Origin of the sequence: Candidatus Hakubella thermalkaliphila (assembly GCF_013281975.1) — a bacterium.
GTDB classification, from domain to species: domain Bacteria; phylum Actinomycetota; class Humimicrobiia; order Hakubellales; family Hakubellaceae; genus Hakubella; species Hakubella thermalkaliphila.
Genome location: NZ_BLRZ01000065.1, coordinates 1 through 11077, shown reverse-complemented (window position 1 = coordinate 11077; position 11077 = coordinate 1). Strand labels below are relative to the sequence as shown.

General features: G+C 49.4%; 22 protein-coding genes. All 22 read left to right on the top strand.

What is annotated here, in order from left to right; all coding sequences use genetic code 11:
- Positions 1 to 148 precede the first annotated feature (148 nt).
- The 22 genes from rpsJ to secY all read left to right on the top strand — a co-directional run bounded on the left by rpsJ (position 149) and on the right by secY (position 10748).
- Entirely contained in the window at positions 149 to 463 is a 315-nt protein-coding gene (rpsJ, locus tag HW443_RS07055) for a 30S ribosomal protein S10 (RefSeq protein ID WP_176235385.1), read from the top strand.
- 36 nt (positions 464 to 499) lie between these two features.
- The gene (gene rplC / locus HW443_RS07050) at positions 500 to 1132 is read left to right on the top strand and encodes a 50S ribosomal protein L3 (RefSeq protein ID WP_176235386.1); all 633 of its coding nucleotides are present in this window, start codon (positions 500 to 502) and stop codon (positions 1130 to 1132) included.
- 12 nt (positions 1133 to 1144) lie between these two features.
- Entirely contained in the window at positions 1145 to 1768 is a 624-nt protein-coding gene (gene rplD, locus HW443_RS07045; protein WP_176235387.1) for a 50S ribosomal protein L4, read from the top strand.
- Positions 1765 to 2064, top strand: a complete 300-nt coding sequence (gene rplW, locus HW443_RS07040) for a 50S ribosomal protein L23 (protein WP_176235388.1) — start codon at positions 1765 to 1767, stop codon at positions 2062 to 2064. The genes rplD and rplW overlap by 4 nt, the downstream gene beginning before the upstream one ends.
- A gap of 21 nt (positions 2065 to 2085) precedes the next feature.
- On the top strand, positions 2086 to 2910 hold the full coding sequence (gene rplB, locus HW443_RS07035; RefSeq protein WP_176235389.1) for a 50S ribosomal protein L2: 825 nt from the start codon (positions 2086 to 2088) through the stop codon (positions 2908 to 2910).
- A 12-nt stretch (positions 2911 to 2922) separates the two neighbouring features.
- Positions 2923 to 3207, top strand: a complete 285-nt coding sequence (gene rpsS / locus HW443_RS07030; RefSeq protein ID WP_176235390.1) for a 30S ribosomal protein S19 — start codon at positions 2923 to 2925, stop codon at positions 3205 to 3207.
- A 14-nt stretch (positions 3208 to 3221) separates the two neighbouring features.
- Positions 3222 to 3566, top strand: a complete 345-nt coding sequence (gene rplV / locus HW443_RS07025; RefSeq protein ID WP_176235391.1) for a 50S ribosomal protein L22 — start codon at positions 3222 to 3224, stop codon at positions 3564 to 3566.
- A gap of 2 nt (positions 3567 to 3568) precedes the next feature.
- Positions 3569 to 4240 (top strand): 30S ribosomal protein S3, encoded by a 672-nt coding sequence (gene rpsC, locus HW443_RS07020; RefSeq protein ID WP_176235392.1) that lies wholly within the window; start codon positions 3569 to 3571, stop codon positions 4238 to 4240.
- A 63-nt stretch (positions 4241 to 4303) separates the two neighbouring features.
- Positions 4304 to 4726: a 50S ribosomal protein L16 gene (gene rplP / locus HW443_RS07015; protein ID WP_176235393.1), complete on the top strand. Its 423-nt coding sequence runs from the start codon at positions 4304 to 4306 to the stop codon at positions 4724 to 4726.
- A 4-nt stretch (positions 4727 to 4730) separates the two neighbouring features.
- Positions 4731 to 4937 carry a 50S ribosomal protein L29 gene (gene rpmC / locus HW443_RS07010; protein WP_176229635.1) on the top strand — a complete coding sequence of 69 codons (207 nt, stop codon included), beginning with the start codon at positions 4731 to 4733 and terminating at the stop codon, positions 4935 to 4937.
- Positions 4938 to 5038: 101 nt separating this feature from the next.
- Positions 5039 to 5290, top strand: a complete 252-nt coding sequence (rpsQ, locus tag HW443_RS07005) for a 30S ribosomal protein S17 (protein WP_258189804.1) — start codon at positions 5039 to 5041, stop codon at positions 5288 to 5290.
- A 32-nt stretch (positions 5291 to 5322) separates the two neighbouring features.
- A complete protein-coding gene (gene rplN, locus HW443_RS07000; RefSeq protein ID WP_176235395.1) occupies positions 5323 to 5691 on the top strand; it encodes a 50S ribosomal protein L14 in 369 nt (122 codons plus the stop codon).
- A gap of 35 nt (positions 5692 to 5726) precedes the next feature.
- A complete protein-coding gene (rplX, locus tag HW443_RS06995) occupies positions 5727 to 6050 on the top strand; it encodes a 50S ribosomal protein L24 (RefSeq protein WP_176235396.1) in 324 nt (107 codons plus the stop codon).
- 114 nt (positions 6051 to 6164) lie between these two features.
- Positions 6165 to 6719 carry a 50S ribosomal protein L5 gene (gene rplE, locus HW443_RS06990; protein ID WP_176235404.1) on the top strand — a complete coding sequence of 185 codons (555 nt, stop codon included), beginning with the start codon at positions 6165 to 6167 and terminating at the stop codon, positions 6717 to 6719.
- A gap of 30 nt (positions 6720 to 6749) precedes the next feature.
- Entirely contained in the window at positions 6750 to 6935 is a 186-nt protein-coding gene (locus tag HW443_RS06985) for a type Z 30S ribosomal protein S14 (RefSeq protein ID WP_176235397.1), read from the top strand.
- A 17-nt stretch (positions 6936 to 6952) separates the two neighbouring features.
- Entirely contained in the window at positions 6953 to 7351 is a 399-nt protein-coding gene (gene rpsH / locus HW443_RS06980) for a 30S ribosomal protein S8 (RefSeq protein ID WP_176235398.1), read from the top strand.
- A gap of 31 nt (positions 7352 to 7382) precedes the next feature.
- A complete protein-coding gene (rplF, locus tag HW443_RS06975; protein WP_176235399.1) occupies positions 7383 to 7919 on the top strand; it encodes a 50S ribosomal protein L6 in 537 nt (178 codons plus the stop codon).
- An 8-nt stretch (positions 7920 to 7927) separates the two neighbouring features.
- Positions 7928 to 8317 carry a 50S ribosomal protein L18 gene (gene rplR, locus HW443_RS06970; RefSeq protein ID WP_176229627.1) on the top strand — a complete coding sequence of 130 codons (390 nt, stop codon included), beginning with the start codon at positions 7928 to 7930 and terminating at the stop codon, positions 8315 to 8317.
- A gap of 17 nt (positions 8318 to 8334) precedes the next feature.
- Positions 8335 to 8835, top strand: coding sequence for a 30S ribosomal protein S5 (gene rpsE, locus HW443_RS06965; protein WP_176235400.1), 501 nt, complete (start codon positions 8335 to 8337; stop codon positions 8833 to 8835).
- A 9-nt stretch (positions 8836 to 8844) separates the two neighbouring features.
- The gene (rpmD, locus tag HW443_RS06960) at positions 8845 to 9030 is read left to right on the top strand and encodes a 50S ribosomal protein L30 (protein WP_176229629.1); all 186 of its coding nucleotides are present in this window, start codon (positions 8845 to 8847) and stop codon (positions 9028 to 9030) included.
- 12 nt (positions 9031 to 9042) lie between these two features.
- The gene (rplO, locus tag HW443_RS06955; RefSeq protein ID WP_176235401.1) at positions 9043 to 9486 is read left to right on the top strand and encodes a 50S ribosomal protein L15; all 444 of its coding nucleotides are present in this window, start codon (positions 9043 to 9045) and stop codon (positions 9484 to 9486) included.
- Positions 9486 to 10748 carry a preprotein translocase subunit SecY gene (gene secY / locus HW443_RS06950; RefSeq protein ID WP_176235402.1) on the top strand — a complete coding sequence of 421 codons (1263 nt, stop codon included), beginning with the start codon at positions 9486 to 9488 and terminating at the stop codon, positions 10746 to 10748. The genes rplO and secY overlap by 1 nt, the downstream gene beginning before the upstream one ends.
- The last annotated feature ends 329 nt before the right edge of the window (positions 10749 to 11077 follow it).

Below are 11077 nucleotides of genomic sequence, written 5' to 3'. Positions count from 1 at the left end.
CCGGGAGGGTGGCCATACCGTGGGAGCAGGTAATGTGATTAAGATATTGGAATAGGGAATCGCCCATGCACCGCGGCGCACCACGTCGCATGAAAATTGCGTTATTTTCGAGGGAGAATATCAAGATATTGGAATAGGAGAATGATCAGTGGCAAAAGGAGCCCAAAAGATCAGAATTCGACTAAAGGCCTACGATCACAAAGTAGTGGATAAGTCGGCTAAGAAAATAGTGGAGACAGTGGTCGAGTCCGGAGCCCGGGTCTCAGGCCCGGTTCCCCTGCCTACCCAGAGGAGTCTTTATTGCGTGATTCGTTCTCCTCATGTAGACAAGGATTCCCGGGAACATTTTGAGATAAAGACTCATAAAAGGTTGATCGATATCTTCGATCCTACTCCAAAGACAGTAGATTCTCTAATGAGAATCAGTCTGCCGGCAGGGGTCGATATAGAGATAAAACTGTAAAGAATAGGGTAACTCAACAGAATCAAGGGATCCAGGATGGTAAAAGCGATCTTTGGAACAAAGCTGGGAATGACTCAGGTGTTCGACGCCAGCGGTGACGTGGTGCCGGTGACCGTGGTCAAGGCTGAGCCCTGTGTCATAACTCAGTTGAAGAGCAAAGACAAAGACGGATATGATGCGGTGCAGATTGGATATGGGGAGGTCAAGGAGAGGAAACTGACCTCGCCTCGGAAAGGGCATTTCCAAAAAGCAGGGGTTAAGGCGACCAGGTATCTGGCCGAGATCAGAGTAGAGGAACTTAACGGATATGAGTTAGGGCAGGAGATAAAGGTCTCTGTCCTGGAGGAAGGAGAGTCGGTCAAGGTGACTGGAGTCTCTCGGGGCAAGGGATTTGCTGGCGTGGTCAAGAGGTATGGATTCCATGGCGGACCCGGCACTCACGGCTCCATGTTTCACAGAGCGCCAGGCTCCATTGGCGCCAGCTCCTTTCCTTCCCGGGTGGACAAGGGCAAAAGATTGCCTGGACGCATGGGTGGGCAAAGAGTTACGACCAGGGGATCAAAGGTGGTGCGAGTAGATCAGGAGAAAAATCTCATCCTTCTTAAAGGGAGCACCCCCGGCCCAAAAGGTGGTTGGGTTTTGATTCAAGAGGACCGGAAGAAGAGATAGCGGGAGAAGGCGATGGTGTTGGCCAGAGTGGTAGATATGGAGGGTCAGAAAGTTTCAGATCTTGAGCTGGCAGAAGAGATCTTTTCCGTGGATATTAACGAAGTTCTGATGCAGGAAGTGATCAAGAACTATCAGGCATCTCAGCGTCAGGGTACGGCTTCCACTAAAAACAGGAGTGCTGTCAGTGGTGGAGGCATCAAGCCATGGAGACAGAAAGGTACTGGTCGGGCCAGAGCAGGATCTATTCGCTCTCCCCTTTGGAGAGGGGGCGGTACTGTTTTTGGTCCTACACCCAGGGATTTTTCCTATGCCATACCCAGGAAAAAAAAGACCAGGGCCAGGCTTATGGCTCTCACAGATAAGGCTCGACAGAGCAAGATTGTGATCGTGGAGGGTTGGAAATTTGATACTCCCAGCACCAGGCGGGCCAGGGAGTTTCTGGAGCGGATCAGCGCCAGGGGGAAAGTTCTTCTCATTCTGGATCCTCAGGATAGAAACGCCTTGAGTTCTTTCCGGAATCTTAATTATGTAAGGATAATTTTGCCCCCCACTCTGAATACGTACGACATTGTGAACTGTGATATGGTCGTAATACCACAACATCTTCTGGATACGGTGATAGAGGTGTGCCGATGAAGGATCCTCGAGACATAGTTTTGAGGCCGGTCATTTCCGAGAAGAGTTATACTATGGCCAAGGAGAACAGGTATACCTTTGTGGTAGCCTCTGATGCCAACAAGACTGAGATTAAGAGAGCGGTTGAGGAGATTTTTAAAGTTAAGGCTCTGGACGTAAGTGTAGCTAATGCCAAACCAAAGCCTATCACCAGGGCCAGAAGAAGAGCACGGATCACAGGATATAGGCCTGGTTACAAGAAGGCTACCGTCACCTTGAGAAAGGGAGATAAGATCGAGTTCTTCGAAAACGTCTAGATAGGGACTCAGGGGGATTAAGTGGGTATAAAGAAACATAAACCTACCTCGCCGGGTCGAAGATTTGCTACAGCCTCGACCTTTGAGGAGATCACTAAAGATGAGCCGGAGCGCTCTTTAACTGCTCCCCTAAAAAAAAGTGGGGGCAGGAATGTATACGGGCGGATTACGGTGAGACATCGGGGGGGAGGTCACAAGCGGGCCTACCGGATCGTGGATTTCAAAAGAGACAAGGATGGTATTGAAGCCAAAGTGGCGGCCATCGAATATGATCCTAATCGTTCGGCCCGTCTGGCTCTCCTTCACTACCTGGATGGAGAGAAACGGTATATAATTACGCCCAACGGTCTGGAAGTAGGCAACCGGGTGATTTCGGGAGAAAGGGTGGATATAAGGCCGGGTAACAGCCTTCCCCTTAAGAACATACCCACGGGTACCGTAGTTCATAATGTGGAACTGACTCCTGGGAAAGGCGGGCAGATGGCCAGGTCTGCTGGTTGCTCGCTCCAGGTGGTAGCCAAAGAAGGTAAGTATGCTCATCTGCGGCTGCCCTCGGGGGAGATCAGGTTGGTTGGCCTTGATTGCCGGGCTACTGTAGGAGAAGTGGGAAATGTGGAGCATAAGATCATTTCTATAGGCAAAGCGGGGCGGAAAAGATGGCTGGGCATAAGACCCACCACGCGGGGAGCAGCCATGAATCCCATTGACCACCCTCATGGGGGAGGAGAGGGGAAATCCAAATCCGGTGGGCATCCCATGACTCCCTGGGGCAAGCCCACCCGAGGTTATCGTACCAGGAGGAAGGCTAAATCGAACAAAATGATTATTCGAAGAAGAGGGAAATAAGCAGGTGAGAAGATGTCCAGATCTACCAAGAAAGGGCCTTATCTGGATCTAAAACTTGTTAACAAGATCCGGAAGCTCAATGAGAGAAACGAAAAGCGAGTTATCAGGACCTGGGCTCGGGATTGTACCATCATTCCCGACATGGTAGGGCACACTATTGCCGTGCATGATGGGAGGAAACATATTCCCATCTTTATTTCTGAGGCCACGGTGGGACATAAACTGGGAGAGTTTGCCCCCACCAGGACCTTCAGAACGCATGGTCATCATACTGAGAGGTCTTCGGCACTGAAATAGGCTGGAGGGGGATCATGGGAGAGGCCAGAGCAGTAGCCAGATACATACGCATGTCGCCTCACAAAGTTCGCTACGTGGTGGATCTGGTTCGGGGCAAAAAGGTGGATGAAGCCATGAACATTCTCAGGTTCACCCGGCGAGGTGCCTCCAGAGTAGTCAGAAAAGTGCTGGCATCAGCTGTAGCCAATGCTACCGAAAACCACAAGATGGATGAGCTTAAACTGTATATTTCCAGGGTATATGTGGACGAAGGACCCACTTTGAAGAGATTTCGCCCCCGGGCCAGGGGCAGAGCTACCAGAATCAGAAAGAGGAGCAGCCATGTTACAGTCTGTGTCGCGGAGAAAGGAGAAAGCTAGAGTTGGGGCAGAAGGTCAATCCTGTGGGAATGCGCATAGGCATTATTAATGATTGGAAATCAAAATGGTTTAGCTCTTCCGCCTATGCCGATTATCTCAAAGAAGACATGGAGATCAGAAACTATCTGGAGCAAAATCTCAGTAACGCGGCCGTTTCTAAAATAGAAATTGAAAGAGCGTCTGATAAGCTTAAAATAGATATCTTTAGTGCCAGGCCAGGCATCGTTATTGGCAAGAAGGGGTCCAGCATAAACGAGATCAGAAAGTATATCGAAGATATGACTCACAAGGTGGCCCAGATCAATATCCAGGAGGTCAAAACGCCAGAGCTGGATGCCAGATTAGTGGCCCAGAGTATCGCCCAACAGTTAGAGAACCGGGTTTCCTACCGGAAAGCCATGAAAAAAGCTGTCTCCGCCGCTATGCGCGCTGGAGCCAAAGGGATAAAAGTCTCCTGTGGAGGGAGATTAGCCGGGGCGGAGATGGCCAGAACTGAGTGGTATCGAGAGGGCAGAGTTCCCCTTCATACTCTGAGGGCCAATATTGACTATGGCTTCTATCTGGCTCGCACTACTTTCGGATGCATAGGAGTAAAGGTGTGGGTATATTTAGATGTTCTGGCGTCAAGCGAGGAAGCGGTCCAGAGAGCTGCTGCGGAGACTGCAGGAGATTGAGAAAGAACCTGCATGGATCACCAGGAAGAGTCTGCCATCAAGCCAGAGAGGAATTAGACCAATATGCTGATGCCGAAGCGGGTTAAACACCGAAAAGAGCAGAGAGGAAGAATGAAAGGCCGCGCCAGCAGGGGGAACAGACTATCTTTTGGAGACTATGGCCTGCAGGCCCTGGAGCCGGCCTGGATAACCAACCGACAGATTGAATCTGCCAGAGTGGCCATGACCAGATTCATCAAGCGGGGCGGCAAAGTATGGATCAATATTTTTCCTCACAAGCCGGTGACTGAAAAGCCCGCAGAGACCAGAATGGGGAGCGGCAAGGGTGCTCCTGCCCACTGGGTGGCTGTAGTAAAACCTGGTCGCATCCTTTTTGAGCTAACAGGAGTTCCTAAGGAAACAGCCCGAGAAGCCGTGAGATTGGCTTCTCACAAGCTTCCTATAAAGTGCAAGTTTGTGTCTCTGGATGATATGGGTGGTGAGTAGTGTGGTGAAAGCGCCAGAGTTGAGAGAATTGACTGATGAGGAGATAACAGTCAGGCTGGCTGAAGCTAAAAAAACTCTTTTCAATCTGAGATTTCAGTTGGCCACTGGTCAATTGGATAATTTTGCTAAAATCGGTGAGACTAAAAAGGAAATTGCCAGAATAGAGACGGTAAGAAGAGAAAGGGAGCTGGGCTTAAGGCGTCAAGCATAGCCCTGGAAAGTGACCAGACCTGACTCCAATTAGGGCAAGGTCTTCTGTAAAGACCAGAGTCGGAGAGGTTCTTCTCTGGCCAGGAAAAGGGGTGTGAAAGAGTGAGGGGAAAACGGAAAATAAGAGTCGGTAAAGTGGTCAGTGCCAGCATGGATAAGACAGTAGTTGTGGATATCGAATCTCATTTTCGTCACCCTTTTTACGGGAAGATCGTCAAGAGAACTAAGAAGTTCAAAGTCCATGACCAGGAGAATGAATGCCGTGTCGGAGATGAGGTCTCTATTATGGAGACCAGACCTCTCAGTAAGACCAAGAGATGGAGAGTCATGGAGATTATCAAACGGACAGAGTGAGATCAAGGCAGTGTTGAGCGGGGAGACCATAGATGATTCAGGCCTATAGCAGATTGAAGGTTGCTGATAATACGGGGGCCAAGGAGATAATGTACATTCGGGTTTTGGGAGGGTCTGGTCGACGATATGCCGCGGTGGGTGATGTTATAGTCGGTACGGTAAAATCAGCAATCCCCGGAGGGGTGGTCAAAAAGGGAGAAGTGGTCAGGGCAGTGGTGGTGCGAACTAAGAAGGAGTACCGAAGAAAGGATGGATCCTACATCCGCTTTGACGAGAACGCCGCGGTCATTATCAATGAGCAAAACAACCCCCGGGGTACCAGAATATTCGGACCGGTAGCCAGAGAGCTGAGGGAGAAAAAGTACATGAAGATCGTCTCCCTTTCTCCTGAGGTTATCTAAGAAGTTATTAAGAAAGTTTATCTGAGAAGGTAACTATGAGCAGGTCGAAAATTAAACTGAAAAAAGGGGACAAAGTCAAGATTCTGACCGGGAAAGATTCCGGTAAAGAAGGTAAGATACTTCGGGTCTTGCCTCAAAAAGAGCGGATCGTGGTAGAGCGCATAAATGTGCTCAAAAGGCATATGAAGCAAAGAAAACAGACTCAGCCGGGTGGAATTATCGAGAAGGAAGGGCCAATCCACTTATCGAATGTCATGCTAGTTTGTCCCTCCTGCAACAAGGTGACCAGGATCGGTAGGCAAGTTTTGGAGTCAGGAGACAAAGTCAGAGTTTGTAAAAAATGTGGCCAAAGTATTTAGAAGGAAAGTTCTAAGTCGGGTGGTAAGAGATATAAAGGCTTCCTGTCGAATTAAGACAAAGGATTTAAAGGAAGTCTTGAGTGGCCTGTGAGTTGGGAGGATAAGCTGGTGACAGTGCAGGAAAAAGTAGTACCCAGGCTTAAAGAGAAATACCTCCGAGAGGTTGTGCCTGAGATGATGAAAGAGTTTTCTTACCAAAATGTAATGGAGGTGCCCAGAGTTGAAAAAGTAGTTGTAAACATGGGTGTTGGCCAGGCTGCCCAGAACATAAAGTTACTGGACGGAGCAGTGCGGGGTCTATCTCTCATAACCGGCCAAAAGCCAGTGGTCAGAAAGGCCCAGAAATCCATCGCCGGTTTTAAGATAAGAGCAGGCATGCCTGTAGGATGCAAGGCCACCCTGCACGGACAGAGGATGTACGAGTTCCTGGATCGGCTTCTCTCGGTAGCCTTGCCCAGAATCAGGGATTTTCGCGGTCTTTCCAGAAACTCTTTTGATGGCCGAGGAAGTTATAATCTTGGAGTTAACGAGCAGCTTATCTTTCCGGAGATTGATTATGATGCCGTCGAGGCGATCCAGGGTATGGATATCACCATTGTTACTACCGCCAGAACCGACGAGGAGGCCTTTTCTCTTTTGAGCAAATTGGGCTTTCCCTTTCGGAGATAGATGTAGATTAATAAGTTCAGGAGGCAAGGATTGGCTAAAAAGTCTCTTATTGCTAAGGCTAAAAGAACCCCCAGATACAAAGTGAGAAAGTACTTTCGCTGCCAGAGATGCGGCAGGCCCAGGGGCTATTTTCGTCAGTTCGGGCTTTGCCGGATCTGTTTGCGGCAAATGGCTCACCAGGGAGAGATTCCAGGCCTTAAGAAAGCAAGTTGGTAGTTTGGGAGGGAAATAGGATGACCATGACCGACCCCATCGCCGATATGTTAACCAGATTGAGGAATGCCAACAAGGCTTATCATGAATATGTGGATGTACCCTCCTCCCGGATAAAAGAAGAGATAGTCAGGATACTTCGGGGGGAAGGATATGTGGCCAGATATGAGGTGCATCGGGACGAAGCCCAGGATATTCTGAGGATATACCTGAAGTACGGCAAAGGGAAAAAGAAAACCATAAGTGGAGTTAGAAGGATAAGTAAGCCAGGAAGAAGAGTTTATATCAGGAAGAATGATATCCCCAAAGTTCTGGGTGGTCTGGGCATAGCCATATTGTCCACCCCCAGAGGTCTTGTTACAGGAGACCAGGCCAGATCCGCCGGAATGGGGGGAGAGGTAATCTGTTACGTGTGGTAAGAGGGAATTTTGAGCTTTAGAGGAGAGGAACTTGTCCAGAGTAGGTAGAAGACCCATTCCCATACTTCCAGGTGTGGAAGTGTCAGTGGAGGAAGGTAAAATATCAGTCAGAGGTCCTCGAGGTGTTCTAGAAATGGAGCTATCCCCAGGTATAACGGTGAAGGTGGAGAATGACCAGGTTGCGGTACAAAGAGAATCCGATTCTTTGAAACACCGCTCTCTCCATGGACTTTACAGAAGTCTGATCAACAACATGGTTGTGGGGGTCAGTGATGGTTTTTCCAAGACTCTGGAGATCAGGGGGGTGGGCTACCGGGCTACCAAAAGTGGAAACAGACTGGAGCTATCCGTTGGATATTCCCATCCGGTAGTTTTTGAGGAACCGGAGGGTATAAGTTTCGAAGTCCCCAATCCGACTACGGTTATAGTTAAAGGCATGGACAGGCAACAGGTGGGGAATATGGCGGCCAAGATCAGGGTAGTTAGAAAGCCAGAACCCTACAAAGGGAAGGGCATTCGATATCTGGGTGAGTACGTCCGCCATAAAGCAGGCAAGACTGGCGCCTGATTGTCCTGATGGCTAGAGAGGCAACCGAAGTGGCGAGCATAGCGCAAAAAGTGAAGGCTAGAGGGAGAAGGCATCTCCGGGTGCGAAAGAAAATCCGGGGTACGCCGGAAAGACCAAGACTATGCGTCTATAAGAGCAATCGCCATATATATGCTCAGATAATCGACGACATCGGTGGCAGGACCCTGGCCGGTTCTGCCTCGGTGTATCGGGAGTTATTCCTGAATCGAGAAGAGCTGGATAAAAAGGGAGTAGCTGAACTGGTTGGCCGTGACGTAGCCCGAAAGGCACTCTCTCAAAAGATAACTGAGGTAGTATTTGATCGAGGAGGTTTCCTGTTTCACGGGCGGGTGAAATCTTTGGCCGAAGGCGCCAGGGCGGAAGGACTTAAATTTTAGGTTTAGGGGAGGTTTGGGTGGCTGAGGCAAAGTTCCAGGAAAGGGAGCTTGAAGAAAAAATAATCAGCATTAATCGGGTAGCCAAAGTGGTTAAAGGTGGCCGAAGGTTTAGTTTCAGCGCCCTGGTAGCGGTGGGGGATGGACGTGGCCAGGTGGGAGTAGGTTTCGGTAAGGCCAACGAGGTTTCCGGCGCCATCCAGAAGGCTGCTAACAAAGCCAGGAAGGACCTTTTTCAGGTACCTCTGGTGGGAACCACTATACCTCATGAGATAGTTGGTCATGCCGGAGCAGGTCTGGTCTTATTAAAGCCGGCTGGACCTGGAACGGGCGTTATTGCCGGTGGGCCGGTCCGGGCGGTTCTGGAGCTGGCTGGCGTGAAAGATGTTTTGACCAAATCTCTGGGAAGCTCTAATGCCCTGAATGTGGTCAGGGCGACTGTTCAGGGCTTGAAATCGCTGAAAAACGCGGATGAAGTGCAGGAGTTGAGAAGTACGAGCGCGATCACCTCAGATACATAGGTGGTGAGGTTGGGCAAGTTAAGAATCACTCAGAAAAAGAGCCTTATAGGTAGCCCTCAAAGGCACAGAAATACCATCAGATCTCTGGGCCTTCGGAGAGTTAACCATACGGTAATTCATGATGATAGGCAAGAAATCCGGGGCATGGTTTTGGCGGTAAGACATCTGGTGGAAGTAGAGAAAATGGAAAATTGATGGAGAAGCAGTATGCAGTTACATAATTTGCCAGTTGCAGAAGGGGCAGCAAAACCTGAAAAAAGAGTAGGAAGGGGAAGAGGATCTGGGCATGGCAAGACCAGTGGAAGAGGACATAAAGGCCTGAAGCAAAGATCTGGAGGAAAAGTAAGATTGGGGTTTGAAGGTGGCCAGATGCCTCTCCAGAGAAGGGTGCCCCATTTGCGGGGTTTCAAGAGTCTTTCTCCCACCCGGTTCACAGTTATCAACGTGGGAGAGCTGGAGGTATTTGAGGCCAACTCGGTAGTAGGAGAAGAGGAGCTTCTGGCTAAAGGTCTGATCAGAAAGAAAGGACTGCCCATCAAAATTCTGGGTAATGGAGATCTAAGCAAAAGTTTGGTGGTCAAAGCGCATGGCTTCAGCCAGAAGGCTGTGGAAAAGATCGAGACCGCAAGGGGAAGCACCGAGGTGATCTGATGTTTCAGATAATTCGTAATATCTTCGTAATCAGGGAGCTCAGGAACAAAGTTCTTTTTACCCTGGCTATCCTGGTCATTTACAGGTTAGGAGCGGCCATACCTGTCCCGGGTATCGATCTTTCCATAATAAAAGATCTTTTCCAGGGTGGAATTCTGGGCTTTCTTGATCTTTTCAGTGGGGGCGCTCTGGCCAGATTTGCAGTCTTTTCTTTGGGTATTATGCCTTATATAACCGCCACCATCATTATGCAGCTTCTACAGATGGTCATTCCCAGGCTGGAAGAGTGGGCCAAAGAGGGAGAGACCGGAAGAAGAAAAATCCAGCAGATAGCCCGCTATATGACTGTGGGTTTGGCTCTGCTTCAATCCACGGGCATGGTCTTCTTTTTCCGAGAAGCGATGGTTGACCATACCTGGCCCTATATTTTTCTGATTATCGTCACCCTGACTTCCGGGACTACTTTGATCATGTGGCTGGGTGAGCTGATTACTCAATTTGGGATAGGAAATGGAATATCCCTTCTTATCTTTACCAGTATTATTTCTGAGATGCCGGGGGCCATCATTCAGATGGTGCGACTAGGGGAGATCAACATCTTCCGTATCGGTTTGATAGGTATTATTGCCCTGGCGGTAGTAGTGGGTGTCATAATGATCCAGCAGGGCGAGAGGAGAATTACTGTTCAGTATGCTAAACAGATCAGGGGTAGACGGGTCTACGGGGGAAGGGGTACCTACATTCCTCTTAAAGTGAACCAGGCTGGAGTCATTCCCGTCATATTTGCCTCTTCGGTGCTTCTCTTTCCAGCCATGATAGCCCAATTCTTTCCCGGGGGTCTGACGCAAGTTATTGCGGATATGCTTTCTCCTGCGCCTGGGCCAGGGAATGTGATCAACCCGGTTTACATTGGGCTTTATTCCGTTCTGATCATTATCTTTACCTATTTCTATTCGGCAGTAGTTTTCAACCCCACCGATATTGCGGACAACTTCAAGAAATATGGTGGTTTTATCCCCGGCATCCGGCCCGGAAGACCGACTGCTGGCTTTCTGGGGAAGATCTTGAACCGCATAACTCTCCCTGGCTCTATATTTCTGGCCTCAATAGCCATCTTGCCGGAGTTATTTTATGGATATATGGACGTGCCCTTCCGCTTCGGGGGTATTTCGCTTTTGATTGTGGTCGGTGTGGCTCTGGAAACCATGAAACAACTGGAGTCCCAGCTTCTCATGAGGCATTATGAGGGGTTTTTCAAATAGTGAATTCAGGGCACCCTGGAACGATGAAAATCGGGAACCTATTTTCTAAGCAACCTGGAAGGAGGAAAGAAATATTAGTGCGCCGGGTAAAGCTCGGACGATTCAGCAGGTGAAAATCCTGCCGGGATAAAGGCCAGCCACCGCTCCCGTATGGAACCCTGCATGCAGGGAGGTAACGAACTGTATGACGCCAGGGGAAAGGAGATACCAGGCCGCAACGCAAGTGAAGGGATGAAGCCCGTGCAGCGAAGCTATCTTCTGACCCTGTGGGTGCAAGTCCCACCGTTGCAATTCCCAGTTTGGCAACGTAGTTATACCCGGCAGTCGAT